The following is a 19,661-nucleotide window of genomic DNA, read 5'->3' on the forward strand; positions in this document are numbered from 1 at the left end:
ACTGCAGCCTGAGGTCGCTGGCGACCCGAGGCTGAACCGCCCCGAAACGTCCGGTCCGGGTGGATCCTGGAACCCCGGGCCGCACCACAGACCCCCCGTACGACGCCGTACGGAAACCGCCGATCGCCACCGCGAACGGCAGCGAACGACCGCGATTGACCGCGAACTACAGCGAACGACTGCGAAGGAGACATGGCCGCCATGGACGCTGTGACCCAGGTCCCCGTGCCGGTGAACGAGCCGGTGCACACCTACGCCCCCGGCAGCCCCGAGCGGCAGCGGCTGGAGGCCAAGCTCAAGGAGCTGGCCGACAACCCGATCGAGCTGCCCATGACCATCGGCGGCGAGCGGCGGATGGGTGGCGGCGAGCGCTTCGACGTCGTCCAGCCGCACCGCCACTCCGCGCGGCTCGGCACGTACGCCAATGCCACCGTCCAGGACGCCCAGGACGCGGTCGACGCCGCGCTGGCCGCCGCCCCCGCCTGGCGTGCGCTGTCCTTCGACGACCGCGCCGCGATCATCCTCCGGGCCGCCGATCTGCTCTCCGGCCCCTGGCGCGAGACGATGGCCGCCGCCACCATGCTGGGTCAGTCCAAGACCGCCCAGCAGGCCGAGATCGACACCCCCTGCGAGCTGATCGACTTCTGGCGCTTCAATGTGCACTTCGCGCGCCAGATCCTCGCCGAGCAGCCGGTGACCAACTCTCCCGGTGTGTGGAACCGCTCCGACCACCGCCCTCTGGAGGGCTTCGTCTACGCGATCACGCCCTTCAACTTCACCGCGATCGCCGGCAACCTGCCCACCGCCCCCGCCCTGATGGGCAACGTCGTGGTCTGGAAGCCCTCCCCGACCCAGACCTTCGCCGCGGTCCTGCTCATGCAGCTGCTGGAGGAGGCCGGGCTGCCCAAGGGCGTCATCAACCTCGTCACCGGTGACGGCAAGGACGTCTCCGAGGTGGCCCTGACCCACCCCGACCTGGCGGGCATCCACTTCACCGGTTCGACCAAGACCTTCCAGTACCTCTGGAAGACGGTCGGCACCCACATCGAGAACTACAAGACCTACCCGCGCCTCGTCGGCGAGACCGGCGGCAAGGACTTCATCGTCGCCCACCCCAGCGCCGACCGCGCGATCCTCAAGACGGCCATGACGCGTGGCGCCTTCGAGTTCCAGGGCCAGAAGTGTTCCGCGGCCTCCCGCGCCTACGTCCCGGCCTCCCTGTGGAACGCGGGCTTCAAGGAGGAGTTCGCCGCCGAGGTCAACTCCCTGACCATGGGCGACGTCTCCGACCTCGCCAACTTCATGGGCGCCGTCATCGACGACCGCTCGTTCGCCAAGAACAAGGCGGCGATCGACCGCGCCAAGGCCGACCCGACCATCGAGGTCGTGGCCGGCGGCACCTACGACGACTCCGAGGGCTACTTCGTCCGCCCGACGGTCCTGGTCTCCACCGACCCGGAGAACGAGATCTTCAAGGACGAGTACTTCGGCCCGATCCTGGGCGTCTACGTCTACGACGACGCCGACTACGACGCCATGCTGGAGCAGATGGAGTCCGCCTCGGCCTACGGCCTCACCGGCTGCGTCATCGCCCAGGACCGCGCCGCGGCGGCCGCCACCTGCGAAAAGCTCCGCTTCGCGGCCGGCAACTTCTACATCAACGACAAGCCCACCGGCGCCGTCGTCGGCCAGCAGCCCTTCGGCGGCGGCCGCGCCTCCGGCACCAACGACAAGGCCGGCGCCAAGCAGAACCTGATGCGCTGGACGTCCACCCGCTCCATCAAGGAGACGCTGGTGCCGCCGACGGACTACCGCTACCCGCACATGGGCTGACGGCCCGCAGGCCCATGGCAGGCCGGTGGCCCGGCACCTCACGGGGGTGCCGGGCCACCGGTGCGTCCGGCATCAGCTCCAGCCGTCGACGATCAGCCCCAGTCCCACCGCGAACCCGCCTCCCAACAGCCCCAGATACAGCGGATACCGCCGCCGCCACGGCCGCCCCACCGCCCCCAGTGCGGCGAAGGCGAGACCGACCGTCAGCGTGCGGCCGCCGCGGGCCTCGGCGGAGGCCAGGAGCCAGTCGGCGGCGGGCAGATGGGCGCGGCCTGCCTCCGCCGCGTAGACCTTGTAGGGGATGCCGTCCCACGGCTGGTGGCGGACGGCCGAGGCGCCCTCGTGCGCGAGCTGACGGGAGACCTCGGCGCGCATCCGGTCCGTGGTGAGCGGGGCGGGCAAGTGGGCGCCGGAGGCGGCGAGTTGGAGGGCCAGCAGGCCGCCCGCGAGGCTGCCTGCCAGGGCCGTGAGGGAGAGGCGCAGCCCGGCGCGGGGTGCGGCCGCACAGGCGAGCGCGAGGAACAGCTCCGGCATCAGCGGCCAGCTCAGCGCCTCGGCGAAGGCCCAGGCGAAGGCGAGGGGGAGGCCCCAGCGGGAGGTGACGACGGCGGCGGTGCGGCGGCGGAGACGGGAGTCGGGCAGGGGAGCGGCGGCCGCGCGGGAGGCCAGTGACCGGACGGCGTCGCGGGCGGCGGCCGGAGTGACCGCGCCGTACAGGGGCGCGCCGATGTGGACGCGCAGGTGGGTGCGGCGGAGCCCGCCGTGTTTGGGCAGGAGGCGGTCGGTGCCCGCCAGGCCCACCGGGACGACCGGGACGCCGGCCCGTTCGGCCAGCAGCAGGGCGCCCCGGCGGAAGTCGCCGACCGTGCTGTCGCGGCCGCGGGTGCCCTCGGGGAAGAGGACCACCGCGCGGCCCGCCCGCAGCGCGTCGGCGGTGCCCAGCAGGTCGTCGAATCCGCCGCCGGTGCGCCGTACGGGAAAGCCTGCGGCCAGGCGGCGGCAGATGCGGCGGCGCCACGGGGTGGCGAACCAGTAGTCGGCGGCCGCACCGATCAGCGGGGCGTGCCGGGCGTCGAGGGCGGCGAGCAGGGCCGCGGTGTCGGCGTGGGAGGAGTGGTTGGCGACGACCACGCAGCCGCCGCGGGGCAGTCGGCCGTGCCGGGTGACGCCGCCGGTGAGGGTGAGCGCGACGGTCCACAGGGCGCGGCGCAGCCAGGCGGCGGAGGTGGCGCGCCGTCCTGGGCTGCCCCGGCCGCCCGGGTGCAGCCCCGTGCGGACGTCGGCGCGGAGCCCCGCACGGACCCCGGCGCGGGCCCGGCGGCTCGTACCCGGCGGGCGGCGCCCGGTACGCAGCGTCCGATGCCCCGTAGGCACCTCGCGGCGCCCCGCACGCACCTCGCGACGCCAGGCCCGCAGCTCCCGGCGGCGGCCGCGCCCGGCCACCGGGCGCGTGGTGCGCCGTACGCGCCGTCGGGACGTGTGGTGCGTCGGTCCGGTCATCACGGCGTCACCACCAACGCCAGCGGCACCGCCACCAGCAGCGAGTCGATACGGTCCAGCAGCCCGCCGAAGCCGGGCAGCCAGCTGCCCGCGTCCTTCACCCCGGCCTCCCGCTTGACCATGGATTCGAGGAGATCGCCCAGGACGCAGCCGGCCAGCACGGCGACCCACAGGGCGGGAGTGAACGCGCCGACGGCGGCCAGTGCACCGGCCGTTGCCACCGCGGCACCGATCACCCCGGCCCAGGTCTTGTTCGGGGAGAGCGGCGAGAGCGGACGGGCCAGGGCGCCGCGGCGGCCGAGCGCCGTACCGCCGCACCAGGCGCCCACATCGCCGAGCGCCACCGCGACGCCGACCGCGACGGCGGTGCCGCCGAGCAGGACGAGGCCGGTGAGGGCGAGCGGGATCCACAGGAGGCCGAAGACGGCGCGAGCGGCGCGGGCCGCGCCCGCGGTGTGGTCGCCGGAGAGCAGCGCGGGAAGCGCGGCGGCGAGCAGCAGCACCGTCATCAGCCGCAGGTCCAGCCACTGCGGGCGCAGCCGGGCGAGCAGCGGGAGGACGACGGCCGCGGCGGCGAGCACCTGGCGTTCGGCGCCCGCCGTGCCGCCGGGGGCCATCCGTGCGTACTCGGTCACGGCGATCAGCCCCAGCCCGGCCGCCAGCAGCGTCGCGCCCGCCCCGCCGAAGAACAGCGGGCCCAGGAAGACGGGGGCGGCAAGCGCCCAGGTGCGCCAGCGGCGACGCAGTTCGCGGCGCATCCGTACCCGGGCGGGCAGTGCGGCGACGGCCACCCCGCCCAGCCCCAGTACTCCGCCGACCACGGGTGCGACCCGGCCGACGGCCTCGCCGCCGGTCAGCAGGAGGCCGGGGGCCGAGCCGCCGAGCGGGCCCAGGAGCGCGCTCATCGTCCGGCCTCGGCGGTGTCCCGGGCGCCCAACTCGCGCCACAGCCAGGCCAGTCGGAGGGCCGCCGTCAGGGCCGAACCGGCCGCGAGGACGGCCAGGGCCGGTACTGCCCAGCCCGTCGCGGCGGCCACCGCCGCCAGCAGACAGCGTTCGGTCTTGCCCACCGGTCCGCCGTTGCGGCGCGGCGCCCCGGCCGCCGTGCCCGCCAGCGCCACCCAGGACGGCAGCGTCGCGGCGAGCGCGGCGAGCGCCACCAGCCACAGGGGGGCCAGGGGCAGAAAACCGGCGAGGACCAGGAGGTCGGCGGCGCGGTCGCCGGCTTCGTTGAGGACCGTGCCGCGGCGGGTGCAGCGGCCGGTGTCGCGGGCCAGCGCGCCGTCGAGGTTGGCACAGGCGAGCCGGACCGCCAGCAGGGCGGTGACCGGGAGCGCGGCGAGCGGGGCCGGCAGGCCGGCGAGGGCCGCGGCGGCGCCGGCGGCGGCGAGGACACCCGCGGCCGTCAGCGCGTCGGGCGAGACCTCCCGGCGGGCCAGCGCGCCGCGGATGCCGCCGAGCCGGGCCGCGTACCAGGGCTTGAGTGCGTACAGGCCGTTCATGCGGCCACTTTCGCCGTGCAACCCCCGGCCGCGGGACGGTGTTCGTACTTATGTGCGGTACTCAATCGGCGTAGACGGCGGCTGAGTATCCCTCAGCCCGTCCGCGCCGCCTCGTCGCCGCCTCCTCGCCACGGGGGCCCGGCGTGGCGTCCGTCTCAGATAGTAGGAAGGCCAAGTAATTGTGCAGACATCACCGCCGAGCTGTCCTAGCTTTGTAGAAGCCGAACGTAGCGCTCCATCGAGCGCGGCGGATGCGGCCCGGTGCGCTCGCGCAGGTGACCCCTGCCGCACCGCGGCCCCCGCCCCTTCCGGCCGTGTCTGCTTCGACGCACCCCTCAGGGCACCGCGCGTGCCCATGGGGCCTTGGTATGGGAGACGTGAATCATGGCCGAGACCGCCGTCCGCAGGACCCGCCGCTCCGCCCGTACGACCAACGACGCCGACCGTCGCAACGCCGCCGCCGCCCTCCAGCGCGCCCTCGACCGCCGCGACAACGGCGGCGCCACCGGCCACTGAGCCCCCGGGCGCACCTCCGCGCGCCCGGGGCCCGGCTCGCCGCTCAGGCCCGGCCGGCCGGGCGCGTGACCTCGAAGTGGTCGATGCGCTCGCCCGATTCGGCGAGCGCGGTGACCTTCATCCGGGGGCGGTGCCCCGGCTCCACCTCGACCGCGAGGAAGGAGAAGCCGGTATAGCGCACCCGCGACCACTCCACCGTGTCCACGGCCTTGGTGCGGTCCTTGGTCCAGTGGTACGTCCTCACCTCGTCGAGGTCCTTGACGTGGCCCTCGTAGCTGTCCGGCGCGGGGAAGTCGTACAGCGCCTTGCCCGCACCGCCCGCGGTGACGTAGACGATGCCCTCGCGCGAGGAGTCCACCCGCTCGCCGATGGGCACCTTCTTGGCGACCCGGCCGCCCTTGAGGGCGTCGGTGCGCTCATAGATGTGGTTGTGGCCGTTGATCACCAGATCCACCTGGTGCTTGTCGAACAGCGGCAGCCACGCGTCGCGGACCCCGCCGTCCGAGGCATGGGCGTTGGTGGTGGAGAAGGCGCAGTGGTGGAAGAAGACGACGAGGAAGTCGATGCCGTCCGTGGCGCGCAGTTCGCCCAGGCGGCGGTCCAGCCAGCGGGTCTGCCGGCCGTCGGTGTAGCCCTGGTTGGCCGGGATCTCGTACGAGACGTCATTGGCGTCGAGGGCGATCACCGCGACGTTGCCGTAGGTGAAGGAGTAGACCCCGGGGGCGTTCTCCGCGTCGGGGCCGTTGCCCGGCAGCGTCCAGCGGGCGTTCTGCCCGCCGTAGCCGTTGGGGGAGTACCACGCCTCCATGTCGTGGTTGCCGGTCGTCACCATCCACGGCACGGACTTGGCCACCGATTCGGTCTGCGCCAGGAACTGGTCCCAGACCCGGGCGTCATAGGCGTCGTGGTCGGTGCCCGAGCCGTCCGGGTCGGCGTAGCAGATGTCGCCCGCGTGCAGATGGAAGGAGGGGTCCTGGCCGAGGATCAGCTGGTCGTTGGCGAGCGCGTGATAGCTGACGCCCTGATCCCCGAAGGCGGTGAAGACGAACCTCCCGGCGCGGGCCGGGGCGGTACGGAAGGTGCCGACGGTGCCGAAGTGGCGCGGGTCGGCCGGGTCGAAGCCGTCGTGGCCGACGCCGTAGTAGTACGTCGTCCCCGGGTTCAGCCCGTCGAGCGCGGCGTGCAGGTAGTACTGGTCGACGGCCGGCAGCTTCGCGGACAGCGCCGGGGTGTGCAGACCGCGCACCTCGGCCTCGATCTTGCGCCCCAGGTCCCAGGGCTTGAGGCCCACCCGCAGATACGGCCGCCGGACCGCGAACGGCACCTGCCAGGCGACCCGCATCTGGGTCCTGGGGTCGGCGCCGAAGGCGAGATGGCGGCCGAAGGGGGCGACCAGCGAACCGTCGACGGCCGCGGTGGCCGGCGAGGAGAGCAGGGCGGGGGAGGCGGCGGCCGAACCGGCCGGCACGGAGGAGCCCGCGACCGCGCCCGCGGCGGCGGCCGAGGTGCGCAGCAGACCGCGCCGGGTCAGCTTGGTCCGCAGATAGGCGTGCTGTTCGGGCATGCTCATCCGGGACGCGAGATGCTCCGGTATCCCCACGCGCGGCAGGTGCGAGGGCCGGGGGCCGGTGCCTTGGGAAGATCGGGAAGACGCAGTCATGGCGCCGAATGTCGCAGCGCCGGCGCAGCGCCGGCCGTCCGGAACGGGTCGTACGGGTGAACGGCAGTTGACCGAGTCCCCCACGGCTTCCCCGTTGTCCGCATGACGGACGTTACGTGTCAATCAATGGGACGGAGAGTAGGGTCCAGGCATGTCTCGCAGCATTCGCCTCGCAGTGATCCCCGGTGACGGTATCGGCCAGGAAGTCGTGGCCCAGGGCCTGAAGGTCCTGACCTCGGTACTCCCGCAGGACGTCAAGCTGGAAACCCAGGAGTACGACCTGGGGGCCAAGCGCTGGCACGCGACCGGCGAAACGCTTCCGGACGCGGAGCTGGAGTCGCTCAAGCAGCACGATGCGATCCTGCTCGGCGCGATCGGCGACCCGTCGGTCCCCTCCGGTGTGCTCGAGCGCGGTCTGCTGCTGAAGCTCCGCTTCGCCTTCGACCACTTCGTCAACCTGCGCCCCTCGAAGCTCTTCCCGAACACGAGCACCCCGCTCGCCGGCCGCCCCGACATCGACTTCGTCGTCGTCCGCGAGGGCACCGAGGGCCCCTACACCGGCAACGGCGGCTCGCTGCGCACCGGCACCCCCGCCGAGGTCGCCACCGAGGTCAGCGTGAACACCGCCTACGGTGTCGAGCGCGTGGTCCGCGACGCCTTCGAGCGCGCCAACGCCCGCCCCCGCAAGAAGCTGACGCTGGTCCACAAGAACAACGTGCTCGTGTACGCGGGCCACATGTGGAAGAACATCTTCGACCGCGTCGGCCGCGAGTACCCCGAGGTCACCACCGACTATCTGCACGTCGACGCCGCGACGATCTTCTTCGTCACCCAGCCCGAGCGCTTCGACGTGATCGTCACCGACAACCTCTTCGGCGACATCCTCACCGACCTCGCCGCGGCCGTCACCGGCGGCATCGGCCTGGCCGCCTCCGGGAACATCAACCCGACCGGCGAGTTCCCCTCGATGTTCGAGCCGGTGCACGGCTCCGCCCCGGACATCGCCGGCACCGGCAAGGCCGACCCCACGGCGACGATCCTCTCCGTGGCCCTGCTGCTGCGCCACCTCGGCTACGAGGCCGAGGCCGCCCGGATCGAGCAGGCCGTGGCCGTCGACCTGGAGGCCCGGGACGGCAGCGCCCGCAGCACGGACGAGATCGGCGACGCCCTCGCCGCGCGAGTAGCGGGCTGAGGCCCGCGCACGCAGCACACCCCACCGACAGCGCCGGCCCCCGCGAGGGTCCGGCGCTGTCCGTTTTCCCCGGCCGCCCTCCCGCCCGGCCCGGTGCCCTGTGCTACCGCCGGGTTGGATGCGACCATCGGACCCATCGACCGCACACCCCTGGACGACGGCGGACACCACCGGGCGATAATCGGACGTGGGATCGCCGTCCGCGCGGAAACTCGGACGTCCCAGTAACGACCGGTACGCCAAGTTCACGCTCGTACGCGGCCGCCACCCACCGCACCGGTGCGGAACACGCAGTGAAGGACACGCATTCATGACGACGCCCACGATCGAGCTCAAGCCCTCGGCCCATCCGCTCTCCGAAGCGGAGCGGAACAAGATCCTCGCCGCCCCCGGCTTCGGCCGCCACTTCACCGACCACATGGTGACGATCAAGTGGACCGAGGGCCGCGGCTGGCACGACGGACAGCTCGTGCCGTACGGGCCGCTCTCCCTCGACCCGGCGACCAACGTCCTGCACTACGCGCAGGAGATCTTCGAGGGGCTCAAGGCCTACCGTCAGCCCGACGGCTCGGTCGCGATGTTCCGGCCGGACGCCAACGCCCGCCGCTTCCAGGCGTCCGCGCGCCGGCTGGCCATGCCGGAGCTGCCCGTCGAGACCTTCATCGAGGCCTGTGACGTGCTGGTTCAGCAGGACAAGGGCTGGGTGCCGGCGCACGGCGGCGAGGAATCGCTCTACCTGCGCCCGTTCATGATCGCGACCGAGGTCGGCCTGGGCGTGAAGCCCGCCAACGAGTACCTCTTCGTCGTCATCGCCTCGCCCGCCGGCGCCTACTTCGCCGGCGGCGTCAAGCCGGTCTCGATCTGGCTGTCCGAGAACCGCGTGCGCGCCGTCCCCGGCGGCATGGGCGACGCCAAGACCGGCGGCAACTACGCCGCCTCCCTGCTGGCCCAGGCCGAGGCCGCGGTGCACGGCTGCGACCAGGTCGCCTACCTCGACGCGGTGGAGCACAAGTGGGTCGAGGAACTCGGCGGGATGAACCTCTACTTCGTGTACGAGGACGCCGCGAACGGCACCCGGATCGTCACGCCCACCCTGACCGGCTCCCTGCTCGCCGGCGTCACCCGTGACTCGCTGCTCTCCGTCGCCCGCGACCTGGGCTACGCCTCGCAGGAGGCCCGCGTCTCCATCGACCAGTGGCGCGCCGACACCGAGAACGGCACCCTCACCGAGGTCTTCGCCTGCGGTACGGCCGCCGTGATCACCCCGGTCGGCACGGTCAAGAGCGCCGGCGGCGAGTGGACCCAGTCCGGCGGCGAGCCCGGCAAGGTCACGCTGAAGCTGCGCGAGGCGCTGCTGGACATCCAGCGGGGCGTCGCCGAGGACACCCACGGCTGGATGCACCGGCTGGGCTGAGCCCCGGCGCGCCCGGACACGGCGAAGGCCGCCCCCGACGCGATGTCGGGGGCGGCCTTCGCCGTGCGCCCGCCGGTTCAGCCGACCTCCGCGGGCGCCTCCGCGGGGGAGGAGGCCCCAGCGGGGCGCAGCGCCGGGACCGGGCGCGGCTGCCGGGCGACCAGCGCCAGGTAGACGACGGCCGCCACCGCGGCGGCGAGCAGGAAGCTGCAGTCGATACCGCCCGTGTAGGCCAGCAGCGGCCCGTTGTAGAAGGGCACGTCCACCGCCATCAGGCCGACCACGGAGCCGACCGCCCAGGCGACGGTGGCCTGGACGTTCCAGCCGGCCCGGAACCAGTACACGCCGCCGACCGTGCCGCGGTTGTAGACCTGGAGCGAGTCCGGGTCGTAGGTGCCGCGGCAGCGTACGAAGCCGATCACGGTGATGACCGCCCAGGGGGTGCCGATGGCGGTCATCAGCAGGACGAAGGACGTCATCGCGTCCTGCGCCTCCCACAGGAAGTGACCGGCGAAGACCAGCAGGGTCGAGAGCGCGGCGACGACATAGGTCGCCTGGGTGCGGGTGGCGCGCGGCAGGATCGCGTCCAGGTCCAGGCCCATGCTGTAGAGCATCAGGCCGGAGTTGCCGACCGAGCCGGCCGAGGCGTTGACCAGCAGCAGCGCGAGGTACCAGAACGGCGCGCCGGCCACCAGCGGGCCCGCGTAGTCGGTGCCCGCGCCGACCGCGAGCGCGCTGAACGTGCCGAAGAGCTGCGGCACCAGCAGGCCGAGCACCAGGCCGAGGTAGGTGGCGCCGAACACCTTCTTCGCGCTGTGGCGGCGCGGCGAGATATAGCGGCTGTAGTCACCGAGCAGGGTGATGAAGGCGATCGGCCCGCTCAGGCCTGCGGAGACGGCGGACAGCAGCCAGGTCTGCCAGTAGCCGCCGAGCGCGTAGGGGACGCCGTGCACGGCGGCGGTGGTGAAGTGGGGCAGATACGCGATCACGCCGACCGCGAGCAGGATCGTCAGGCCGATGGTGAGCACCTTGCTCAGCCGCAGCAGCACCTTGTAGCCGTAGACCGCTCCCACCGCGGTGGAGCCGGCCAGCACCGCGTAGACCAGGGCGTACGAGGCGCCGCCGGTCGGCAGGCCGATGAGCCGGTGCAGTCCGCCGACCATCGCATCGCCGCCGACCCACAGCGTCAGCGCGGTGTAGCCGAGCGACAGCAGCAGGCCGATGACCGAGCCGACGAGCCGGCCGCGTACGCCGAAGAAGGCGCCGCTGCTGGTGGACAGGTTGGTCGCGCTGCGCAGGGAGACGAGCGCGAGCGGTGCCGTCAGGGCGGCGCCGACGACCGTGCCGGCCACCAGGGAGGTGACCGAGCCCCAGAAGTCCAGCCCGAAGGAGACGGGTAGCCAGCCGAAGATCACAACGCCGAGCGCGAGGTTCGATCCGAGCAGGATGGAGATGAGGTCGCGAGGTCCGCTGGTGCGTTCCTCGTCGGGAATCGTGTCGACTCCGCGTTGTTCGATCGGCATGAGGGCTCCCCTGAGAGGCCGGAACAGTGATGGCGGTGCTCGGTGGCTGCGTGGTGCAGGGCTCCGTGAGCGGCGTGCGCCCGGGGGTACGGGCGATATCGGGTGATGTTGTGCGCGGTCATGTGGTGCGTACCGCTGCGGTGCTCTGGCCGGGAGATCGATGTGACGATCTTTGAGTGACGTTCTATGCGACTCGCCGAACGCCTACGACTTAGAGCAGCGCTCAATGTGACTCATGAACCCGCCGCAGGTCAATGCTTTCTTCTTGACTTTTTCGGAGTTAGAGTGGTGCTCTAATCAAGTCATCGAGCTGGAGGTGCGACGGGATGCGGCTGACCCCCACGGAACGCGACCGGCTGCTGCTCTTCAATGCGGCGCAGCTGGCGCGCTCGCGCCGCGCCCGCGGACTCAAGCTGAATGTGCCCGAGGCGACCGCGGTGATCGCGGACACAGTCTGCGAGGCGGCGCGGGACGGGCGCCGCCTCGCTCAGGCCATCGAGGCGGGCCGCAATGCGCTCGGCCCGGACGATGTGCTGCCCGGGGTGGCGGAGGTCATCGGCGATGTGATGGTCGAGGCCGTCTTCGACGACGGCTCCCGCCTCGCGGTGGTCAGCGACCCCATCGGCACGCTGACCGAGCCGGGCGACACGGGGGGTGCGGCCCCCGCGCCCGGCGCCGTACTGCCCGGTCCGGCCGACCCCGAGCCGGTCCCCGCCGTCATCGTGACCGTGCACAACACCGCGAGCGTGCCGATCAGCGTCACGTCCCACTTCCACTTCTTCGAGGCCAACCCGCGCCTCGACTTCGACCGCGCCGCGGCCTACGGCATGCGGCTGTGCGTCCCGGCCGGCTCGTCCGAGCGCTTCGACGCGGGCGGCATCCACGAGGTCGGTCTGGTCCCCATCGGCGGGGCCCGGATCGCGATCGGCTTCGCCGGTCTGGTCGACGGCCCGCTCGATGCACCGGGGGCGAAAACCGAAGCGCTGCGGCGGGCCGCCGCATGCGGCTATCTGGGAGCGGAGGAGCAGGCATGACCGGCAGCATCGACCCGCAGGAGTACGCCTCGGTGCACGGCCCGCGGGCCGGCGACCGGGTCGTCCTCGGAGACACCGGCCTGGTCGTACGGGTGGAGTCGGACTCCCAGAAGCACGGCGACGAGTTCCTGGCCGGCTTCGGCAAGACCGCCCGCGACGGACTGCACCTCAAGGCCGCCTCGCTGCGCGAGACCTGCGACGTGGTGATCAGCAACGTCCTGGTCATCGACGCCGTCCAGGGCATCCGCAAAACGTCCATCGGCATCCGCGAGGGCCGCATCCACGCGATCGGCCGGGCCGGCAACCCCGACACCCTCGACGGCGTCGAGGTCGTGGTCGGCACCGGCACGTCCATCGTCTCCGGCGAGGGCATGATCGCCACCGCGGGCGCCGTCGACACCCACGTCCATCTGCTGTCCCCGCGCGTGATGGAGGCGTCGCTGGCCTCCGGGGTGACCACCATCATCGGCCAGGAATTCGGGCCCGTCTGGGGCGTCGGCGTCAACAGCCCCTGGGCGCTCGGCCATGCCTTCGGCGCCTTCGACGCCTGGCCGGTCAACATCGGCTTCCTGGGCCGCGGTTCCTCCTCCGGCGAGGCGCCCCTCGTCGAGGCGCTGGCCGAGGGCGGCGCCCTGGGCTTCAAGGTGCACGAGGACATGGGCGCGCACGCCCGCGCCCTGGACACCGCGCTGCGCGTCGCCGAGGAGCACGACGTCCAGGTCGCCCTGCACAGCGACGGCCTGAACGAATGCCTCTCCGTCGAGGACACCCTGCGCGTCCTGGACGGCCGCACCATCCACGCCTTCCACATCGAGGGCTGCGGCGGCGGACACGTACCGAACGTGCTGAAGATGGCGGGCGTGCCGAACGTCATCGGCTCGTCCACCAATCCGACCCTCCCCTTCGGGCGGGACGCGGTCGCCGAGCACTACGGCATGATCGTCTCGGTCCATGACCTCAAGACCGATCTGCCGGGCGACGCCGCCATGGCCCGCGACCGCATCCGGGCCGGCACGATGGGCGCCGAGGACGTCCTGCACGACCTCGGGGCGATCGGCATCACCTCCTCCGACGCCCAGGGCATGGGCCGCGCGGGCGAGACCGTACGCCGTACCTTCGCCATGGCCGGCAAGATGAAGGCCGAACTCGGCCCCATGGAGGGCGACGGCGTCCACGACGACAACGCCCGCGTGCTGCGCTATATCGCCAAGCTCACCATCAACCCCGCCATCGCCCACGGCCTCTCGCACGAGATCGGGTCGATCGAGGTCGGCAAGATGGCCGACATCGTGCTGTGGACGCCGCAGTACTTCGGCGCCAAACCGCAGCTGGTGCTCAAGTCCGGCTTCCCCGCCTACGGCGTCACCGGCGATCCGAACGCCGCCACCGACACCTGCGAACCGCTGGTGCTCGGCCCGCAGTTCGGCGCGCACGGCGCCACCCCCGCCGAGATCTCCGTCGCCTTCGTCGCGGGCGCCGCGGTGGCGCAGGGCAACGACGGCATGCCCACCCGCCGCCGCCGCGTCGCCGTCCGCGGCACCCGCGGTATCGGCCCCGGCGACCTCGTCCACAACTCCCGCGTCGGACAGGTGCAGGTGGACGGCAGCAGCGGACTGGTCACCCTCGACGGCGACCCGATGCGCTCCGACCCCGCCGACACGGTGTCCCTCTCGCGCCTGTACTTCCTCTGACCGCTGCACTTCCTGTGACCGCCGCCGGCCCGGCCGGCACCCCGCCAGACCCCCTCCGCTCTCCCGAGGACCCCACATGAACACTCCCGTCGCCGACGGTTTCTCCATGCCCCCCGAGTGGGCACCGCACGAGCGCACCTGGATGGCCTGGCCCGGCCCCAACTTCACCTTCGGCGAGGAGGGCGACGACACACTGGCCGACGCCCGCCGGGCCTGGGCCGCCGTCGCCCGCGCAGTCCGTCGGTACGAGCCGGTCACCGTCGTCGCGGGCCCCGGCCAGCTGGAGGGCGCCCGCGCGCTGCTCGGCGACGGCATCGAACTGGTCGAGCGGGAGCTGAACGACGCCTGGATGCGCGACATCGGCCCCACCTTCCTCACCGACGGCAAGGGCAACCTCGCCGCCGCCGACTGGGTCTTCAACGGCTGGGGCGCCCAGGAATGGGCCCGCTGGGAGCGCGACGAGAAGATAGCCGAGCAGGTCGCCGCCCTGGCCGGCGCCCGCCGCTACGCCACCCCCCTGGTCAACGAGGGCGGCGGCATCCACGTCGACGGCGAGGGGACCGTGCTGCTCACGGAGACCGTCCAGCTCGACCCGGGTCGCAACCCCGACCTCACCAAAGAGGAGGTCGAGGCGGAGATCCACGCCCACCTCGGCACCACCAAGGCCATCTGGCTGCCGCGCGGCCTCGCCGCCGACTACGGCCAGTTCGGCACCCGGGGCCATGTCGACATCGTCGCCGCCTTCGCCCGCCCCGGCGTCGTCATGGTCCACACCCAGCCGAACCCCGACCACCCCGACCACGCGATCTGCAACGAGATCGCCAAGCTGCTGCGCTCCGCCACCGACGCCCGGGGCCGTCAGCTGGAGGTCGTGGAGATCCCGGCCCCGACCGTCATCGAAGAGGACGGTGAGCTGGTCGACTACTCCTACATCAACCACCTGCAGTGCAACGACGGCATCGTGCTGTGCGCCTTCGACGACCCGCGTGACGAGGAAGCGGCCGCGATCTTCCGCCGGCTCTTCCCCGGCCGGACCGTGACCCTGGTGGACGCACGTACGATCTTCGCAGCGGGTGGCGGTATCCACTGCATCACCCAGCAGCAGCCGAAGGTCTGACCCACCGCAGACCCCGCCGTCCCCGGAGGTCCTCCCGTGCCCGGTCCCGTGCCCGCGCGCCGTCCCCGGCGGCGGCTCAACCAGCCCCGCGAACAGGTACTCGCCGCGGCGATGGCCACCATCGCCGCGGAGGGCCTGGACCGGCTGACCATGGCGGGCCTGGGCCGCGAGGTCGGAATGAGCAGCGGCCACATCCTGTACTACTTCGGCACCAAGGACGAGCTGCTCCTCCAGACCCTCCAGTGGAGCGAGGAGCAGCTCGGCACCGAACGCCGGGCCGCCCTCTCCCGCCGCCTCCCGGCCCGCGACCGCCTCGACGCCCTGGTCGACCTCTACCTTCCCCAGGGCCACCGCGACCCGCGCTGGACCCTGTGGCTGGAGGTCTGGAACCGCTCCCAGAACGCCGACGACGACGCCCGCGAACGCCAGCTGGACCTCGAACTGGCCTGGCACCGCGACCTCGTCGCCCTCCTGGTCGAGGGCGCCTCCAAGGGCGAGTTCAAGCCCGTCGACCCGGAACGCTTCGCCACCCGCACCCGCGCTCTCCTGGACGGCTTCGGCACCCACCTGGTGGTGGGCCTGCCGGGGACCGACCGCGAGCAGGTGCGCCGCCATGTCGGCGAGTTCCTGGACGAATCGCTCACTCCCTGAGTCCGACGGGGTTCCCCGATTTCCCTTGCCGAAGTCCGCCCGCTTCGGCAACGGTGATCGACTATGGAACGAGAGCAGTGGAAGAAGATCTGGGTCGGCTCGGCCGGCAACATGGTGGAGTGGTTCGACTGGTTCGTCTACGCCAGCTTCGCCGTCTACTTCGCGGACTCCTTCTTCCCCAAGGGGAATGACACCGCGAACCTCATGAACACCATGGGGATCTTCGCCGTCGGCTTCTTCATGAGACCGGTCGGCGGCTGGCTCCTGGGGCGGGTCGGGGACCGCCGGGGCCGCAAGGCCGCGCTCACCCTGACGGTGTCGCTGATGTCCGCCTCGGCGATCCTGATCGCCGTCGCCCCCACCTATGCCGTCGCGGGCTACGGGGGAGTGGCCGTCCTGCTGATCGCGCGGATGCTCCAGGGCCTGTCGGTCGGTGGGGAGTACGCGGCCAGCGCGACCTATCTCACCGAGGCGTCCGCGCCCGGCCGACGCGGCTTCGCCTCCAGCTTCCAGTACGTCTCGATGACCGCCGGACAGCTGCTCGGCCTGGGCCTGCTGATCGCACTCCAGCGCACCATGTCGGAGGCCGCGCTGCACAGTTGGGCCTGGCGGATCCCGTTCGTCCTGGGCGCGCTCGGCGCCGGCATCATCTTCTATCTGCGGCGCAGCATGCTCGAAACCGAGGTGTACGCGGAGGACGAGGGCGCCCACGCCGACCCGGAGCGCGGCACCCTGAAGGCCCTGCTGGCCCACAAGCGCGAGGCGTTCCTGGTGATCGCCCTGACCATGGGCGGCACGGTCGCGTACTACACGTACACCACCTATCTGACCAAGTACCTCTCGGGCAGCGCCGGGATGTCCAAGCCCACCGCCTCGCTGGTGAGCTTCTGCGCGCTGTTCCTGTTCATGTGTCTCCAGCCGCTGGCCGGCAGGCTCTCCGACCGGATCGGCCGCCGCCCGCTGCTGATCACCTTCGCGGTCGGCTCCACCTTCCTGACCGTGCCGGTCATGCTGCTGCTGCGGCACGCCGGCAGCTTCTGGCCGGCCCTCGGACTCTCCCTGCTCGCCCTGGTCGTCGTCACCGGCTACACCTCCATCAACGCCTGTGTGAAGGCCGAGCTGTTCCCGACCGGCATCCGCGCCCTGGGCGTCGCCCTCCCCTACGCCATCGCCAACGCCCTCTTCGGCGGCACCGCGGAATACGTGGCCCTGTGGTTCAAGAACGGCGGTATCGAGTCCGGCTATTACTGGTATGTGACCGGTTGCGCGGCGGTCTCGCTGATCGTCTACCTGACCATGCGCGAGACGCGGACCATCGACCTGGGCCGGGTCGGCAAGGGGAGCGCCGCTCCGGACAAGGTGCTCGCATCCTGAGACGGACGGCGCGGCGGGGGCGGTTTGTGCCAGACTGCCCCCGTGCTCTCGTTCGCCATGATTATTGGCAGCAGGCGCGCCGGTCCGCAGTGACCGCCCCGTACGAACCGAGTACGGCGCGGTCCTCGTCGTCCCAGACCCGCGCGCAGACCTCTCGCACCCGCGAGAGGTTTTTTCGTTTCCGGCCCACCACTCACCGGAGGCGGAGCGCGAGGGACCATGGAGGGACGGTGGAGCCGGTCATTCCGGTAGACCGAGACCCGACAGGAGCCAGACCAGCATGACGGACGTACCCGAAGCCCCCGAGCCCGACGCGGCGCCCGACGCCGTGTCCGACGACTTCCACGTGTTCGACACGACGCTGCGCGACGGGGCGCAGCGTGAGGGCATCAACCTGACCGTCGCCGACAAGCTGACCATCGCCCGGTACCTGGACGACTTCGGCGTGGGCTTCATCGAGGGTGGCTGGCCGGGCGCCAACCCCCGCGACACCGAGTTCTTCCAGCGCGCCCGCGAGGAGATCGACTTCCGGCACGCCCGGCTCGTCGCCTTCGGCGCCACCCGCAAGGCCGGCGTCCGCGTCGAGGACGACCCGCAGGTCGCCGCCCTCCTGGAGTCGCAGGCGCCGGTCATCACGCTGGTCGCCAAGTCCCATGTCGGGCATGTGGAGCTGGCGCTGCGCACCACCCCCGAGGAGAACCTCGCGATGGTGCGCGACACCGTCGCGTATCTGCGCGAGCAGGGCCGCCGGGTCTTCCTGGACTGCGAGCACTTCTTCGACGGCTATGCGCTGGACCCGGTCTACGCCAAGCAGGTCGTGCGCACCGCGAGCGAGGCCGGTGCGGATGTGGTGGTGCTCTGCGACACCAACGGCGGGATGCTGCCGGCGCAGATCACCGCCGTCGTCCGGACCGTCCTCGCCGACACCGGTGCGCGGCTGGGCATCCACGCCCAGGACGACACCGGCTGCGCCGTCGCCAACACCCTGGCCGCCGTCGACGCCGGTGCCACCCACGTCCAGTGCACCGCCAACGGCTACGGCGAGCGGGTCGGCAACTCCAATCTCTTCCCGGTGGTCGCCGCCCTGGAGCTCAAGTACGGGCGCCGGGTGCTGCCCGAGGGCAAGCTCGCCGAGACCACCCGGATCTCGCACGCCATCGCCGAGGTCGTCAACCTCACCCCCTCCACCCACCAGCCTTACGTCGGCGTCTCGGCCTTCGCCCACAAGGCCGGACTGCACGCCTCCGCGATCAAGGTCGACCCGGACCTCTACCAGCACATCGACCCGGCGCTGGTCGGGAACACCATGCGGATGCTGGTCTCCGACATGGCCGGACGGGCCTCCATCGAGCTCAAGGGCAAGGAGCTCGGCATCGATCTGGGCGGCGACCGCGCGCTGGTCGGCCGGGTCGTGGAGCGGGTCAAGGAACGGGAGCTGGCGGGCTACACCTACGAGGCCGCCGACGCCTCCTTCGAGCTGCTGCTGCGCGAAGAGGTGCGGGGCGGCGCGCTGCGCTACTTCACCGTCGAGTCCTGGCGCGCGATCGTCGAGGACCGCCCCGACGGGACGCACGCCAACGAGGCGACCGTGAAGCTGTGGGCCAAGGGCGAGCGGATCGTCGCCACCGCCGAGGGCAACGGCCCGGTCAACGCGCTGGACCGGGCGCTGCGGGTGGGTCTGGAGCGCATCTATCCGCAGCTCGCCCATCTGGAGCTGGTCGACTACAAGGTCCGCATCCTGGAAGGCGCCCAGGGCACCGAGTCCATCACCCGCGTCCTGGTCTCCACCAGCGACGGCCAGGGGGAGTGGTCGACGGTCGGCGTCGCGGAGAACGTCATCGCCGCCTCGTGGCAGGCGCTGGACGATGCGTACGCCTACGGGCTGCTGCGGGCCGGGGTGGAGCCGCAGGAGTAGGACGGATCCAGGGAGGACGGATCCACAAGGGCCCCGGCGCGCACGGATTGTGCGGCCGGGGCCCTTGTCGGTGCCGCAGGCGGTCAGGCCGCCTTGACCGCGGAGATGTCGAAGGTCAGCTTCACCTTGTCGCTGACCATCACCCCGCCGGTCTCCAGCGCGGCGTTCCAGGTCAGGCCCCAGCGCGAGCGCAGAATCTCCGCGTGCCCCGTGAAACCGACCCGCTCGGCGCCGTAGACGTCGGTGGCCGATCCGTTGAACTCCAGGTCCAGGGTCACCGGCTCGGTGACGTCCTTGATCGTCAGATCGCCGGTGAGGCGGTAGCGGTCGGCGGTGACCTGCTCGGCGGCGGTGCTGCGGAAGGTCATCAGCGGGAAGGTCTCGGCGTCGAAGAAGTCGGCGCTGCGCAGATGCCCGTCGCGGTCGGCGATACCGGTGTCGATGCTGGCGGTGTCGATGCGGAGGACGGCGGTGGAGCGGGCCGGGTCGGTGCCGTCGAGGGCGAGGGTCCCCTCGTAGCTGCCGAAGGCGCCGCGGACGTTGGTGACCATGGCGTGCCGGACCGCGAAGCCGATGCCGCTGTGGGCCGGGTCGATGGTGTAGTCGCCGGTCAGCGCGGCGAGCGCGGGATCCGCGGCGGGGGTGGCGACGGGGGCGGCGGTGCGCTTGGTGCGGGTGAACAGAGCCATGGCTCCTCCTCGGGGACGGTCGCGGGGGCTGGGGCAGCGGTGCGCGATGGT

At 72.1% G+C, this 19,661-nt stretch carries 16 protein-coding genes; 10 read left to right on the plus strand and 6 right to left on the minus strand.

Features of this window, described 5'->3' with window-relative positions; all coding sequences use genetic code 11:
- Positions 1-201: 201 nt before the first annotated feature.
- Positions 202-1,833 (plus strand): L-glutamate gamma-semialdehyde dehydrogenase, encoded by a 1,632-nt coding sequence (pruA, locus tag B1H19_RS28255; protein WP_083109920.1) that lies wholly within the window; start codon positions 202-204, stop codon positions 1,831-1,833.
- 72 nt (positions 1,834-1,905) lie between these two features.
- Here the strand turns inward: pruA and B1H19_RS28260 are convergent, their stop codons facing one another.
- From B1H19_RS28260 to B1H19_RS28270, 3 genes are read right to left on the minus strand one after another with little or no spacing between them, the layout of a single operon-like run.
- Positions 1,906-3,333, minus strand: coding sequence for a lysophospholipid acyltransferase family protein (locus tag B1H19_RS28260; protein ID WP_083107555.1), 1,428 nt, complete (start codon positions 3,331-3,333; stop codon positions 1,906-1,908).
- Positions 3,333-4,238 carry a phosphatidate cytidylyltransferase gene (locus B1H19_RS28265; protein WP_083107556.1) on the minus strand — a complete coding sequence of 302 codons (906 nt, stop codon included), beginning with the start codon at positions 4,236-4,238 and terminating at the stop codon, positions 3,333-3,335. Before B1H19_RS28265 ends, B1H19_RS28260 begins: the two co-directional genes overlap by 1 nt.
- Positions 4,235-4,834: a CDP-alcohol phosphatidyltransferase family protein gene (locus tag B1H19_RS28270; RefSeq protein ID WP_083107557.1), complete on the minus strand. Its 600-nt coding sequence runs from the start codon at positions 4,832-4,834 to the stop codon at positions 4,235-4,237. Before B1H19_RS28270 ends, B1H19_RS28265 begins: the two co-directional genes overlap by 4 nt.
- Positions 4,835-5,218: 384 nt before the next feature.
- Between B1H19_RS28270 and B1H19_RS40400 the strand changes: the two genes are divergently transcribed.
- On the plus strand, positions 5,219-5,350 hold the full coding sequence (locus tag B1H19_RS40400; protein ID WP_104532118.1) for a hypothetical protein: 132 nt from the start codon (positions 5,219-5,221) through the stop codon (positions 5,348-5,350).
- A gap of 43 nt (positions 5,351-5,393) precedes the next feature.
- On the opposite strand, the gene B1H19_RS28275 is transcribed toward B1H19_RS40400, so the two are convergent.
- Positions 5,394-6,920 carry a purple acid phosphatase family protein gene (locus B1H19_RS28275; protein ID WP_083107558.1) on the minus strand — a complete coding sequence of 509 codons (1,527 nt, stop codon included), beginning with the start codon at positions 6,918-6,920 and terminating at the stop codon, positions 5,394-5,396.
- 241 nt (positions 6,921-7,161) lie between these two features.
- Between B1H19_RS28275 and B1H19_RS28280 the strand changes: the two genes are divergently transcribed.
- Both B1H19_RS28280 and B1H19_RS28285 read left to right on the plus strand, forming a co-directional pair.
- Entirely contained in the window at positions 7,162-8,202 is a 1,041-nt protein-coding gene (locus B1H19_RS28280) for a 3-isopropylmalate dehydrogenase (RefSeq protein WP_083107559.1), read from the plus strand.
- Positions 8,203-8,512: 310 nt separating this feature from the next.
- A complete protein-coding gene (locus B1H19_RS28285) occupies positions 8,513-9,616 on the plus strand; it encodes a branched-chain amino acid aminotransferase (RefSeq protein WP_083107560.1) in 1,104 nt (367 codons plus the stop codon).
- A gap of 77 nt (positions 9,617-9,693) precedes the next feature.
- Here the strand turns inward: B1H19_RS28285 and B1H19_RS28290 are convergent, their stop codons facing one another.
- Positions 9,694-11,139, minus strand: coding sequence for a cytosine permease (locus tag B1H19_RS28290; RefSeq protein ID WP_083107561.1), 1,446 nt, complete (start codon positions 11,137-11,139; stop codon positions 9,694-9,696).
- Positions 11,140-11,465: 326 nt separating this feature from the next.
- Between B1H19_RS28290 and ureA the strand changes: the two genes are divergently transcribed.
- From ureA to cimA, 6 genes are all read left to right on the plus strand, one after another.
- Positions 11,466-12,173, plus strand: a complete 708-nt coding sequence (gene ureA / locus B1H19_RS28295) for an urease subunit gamma (protein ID WP_083107562.1) — start codon at positions 11,466-11,468, stop codon at positions 12,171-12,173.
- A complete protein-coding gene (locus tag B1H19_RS28300; RefSeq protein WP_083107563.1) occupies positions 12,170-13,864 on the plus strand; it encodes an urease subunit alpha in 1,695 nt (564 codons plus the stop codon). Before ureA ends, B1H19_RS28300 begins: the two co-directional genes overlap by 4 nt.
- A gap of 76 nt (positions 13,865-13,940) precedes the next feature.
- A complete protein-coding gene (locus tag B1H19_RS28305) occupies positions 13,941-14,981 on the plus strand; it encodes an agmatine deiminase family protein (protein ID WP_083107564.1) in 1,041 nt (346 codons plus the stop codon).
- A gap of 36 nt (positions 14,982-15,017) precedes the next feature.
- On the plus strand, positions 15,018-15,632 hold the full coding sequence (locus B1H19_RS28310) for a TetR/AcrR family transcriptional regulator (RefSeq protein ID WP_083107565.1): 615 nt from the start codon (positions 15,018-15,020) through the stop codon (positions 15,630-15,632).
- A gap of 63 nt (positions 15,633-15,695) precedes the next feature.
- Complete coding sequence (locus B1H19_RS28315) at positions 15,696-17,006, plus strand: MFS transporter (protein ID WP_083107566.1); 1,311 nt, start codon at positions 15,696-15,698, stop codon at positions 17,004-17,006.
- Between the two features lie 280 nt (positions 17,007-17,286).
- A complete protein-coding gene (cimA, locus tag B1H19_RS28320; protein ID WP_083107567.1) occupies positions 17,287-18,921 on the plus strand; it encodes a citramalate synthase in 1,635 nt (544 codons plus the stop codon).
- Between the two features lie 83 nt (positions 18,922-19,004).
- On the opposite strand, the gene B1H19_RS28325 is transcribed toward cimA, so the two are convergent.
- Complete coding sequence (locus B1H19_RS28325) at positions 19,005-19,610, minus strand: YceI family protein (RefSeq protein WP_083107568.1); 606 nt, start codon at positions 19,608-19,610, stop codon at positions 19,005-19,007.
- Positions 19,611-19,661 lie beyond the last annotated feature (51 nt).

Origin of the sequence: Streptomyces gilvosporeus (assembly GCF_002082195.1) — a bacterium.
In the GTDB taxonomy this organism is placed as follows: Bacteria; Actinomycetota; Actinomycetes; order Streptomycetales; family Streptomycetaceae; genus Streptomyces; species Streptomyces gilvosporeus.

Coding starts and splice junctions, on each gene's coding strand:
- B1H19_RS28270 (WP_083107557.1), bottom strand. CDS start 4,834: ATGAACGGCCTGTACGCACTCAAGCCCTGGTACGCGGCCCGGCTCGGC.
- B1H19_RS28275 (WP_083107558.1), bottom strand. CDS start 6,920: ATGAGCATGCCCGAACAGCACGCCTATCTGCGGACCAAGCTGACCCGG.
- B1H19_RS28285 (WP_083107560.1), top strand. CDS start 8,513: ATGACGACGCCCACGATCGAGCTCAAGCCCTCGGCCCATCCGCTCTCC.
- cimA (WP_083107567.1), top strand. CDS start 17,287: ATGACGGACGTACCCGAAGCCCCCGAGCCCGACGCGGCGCCCGACGCC.
- B1H19_RS28325 (WP_083107568.1), bottom strand. CDS start 19,610: ATGGCTCTGTTCACCCGCACCAAGCGCACCGCCGCCCCCGTCGCCACC.
- B1H19_RS28300 (WP_083107563.1), top strand. CDS start 12,170: ATGACCGGCAGCATCGACCCGCAGGAGTACGCCTCGGTGCACGGCCCG.
- pruA (WP_083109920.1), top strand. CDS start 202: ATGGACGCTGTGACCCAGGTCCCCGTGCCGGTGAACGAGCCGGTGCAC.
- B1H19_RS28280 (WP_083107559.1), top strand. CDS start 7,162: ATGTCTCGCAGCATTCGCCTCGCAGTGATCCCCGGTGACGGTATCGGC.
- B1H19_RS28260 (WP_083107555.1), bottom strand. CDS start 3,333: ATGACCGGACCGACGCACCACACGTCCCGACGGCGCGTACGGCGCACC.
- B1H19_RS40400 (WP_104532118.1), top strand. CDS start 5,219: ATGGCCGAGACCGCCGTCCGCAGGACCCGCCGCTCCGCCCGTACGACC.
- B1H19_RS28315 (WP_083107566.1), top strand. CDS start 15,696: ATGGAACGAGAGCAGTGGAAGAAGATCTGGGTCGGCTCGGCCGGCAAC.
- ureA (WP_083107562.1), top strand. CDS start 11,466: ATGCGGCTGACCCCCACGGAACGCGACCGGCTGCTGCTCTTCAATGCG.
- B1H19_RS28305 (WP_083107564.1), top strand. CDS start 13,941: ATGAACACTCCCGTCGCCGACGGTTTCTCCATGCCCCCCGAGTGGGCA.
- B1H19_RS28290 (WP_083107561.1), bottom strand. CDS start 11,139: ATGCCGATCGAACAACGCGGAGTCGACACGATTCCCGACGAGGAACGC.
- B1H19_RS28265 (WP_083107556.1), bottom strand. CDS start 4,238: ATGAGCGCGCTCCTGGGCCCGCTCGGCGGCTCGGCCCCCGGCCTCCTG.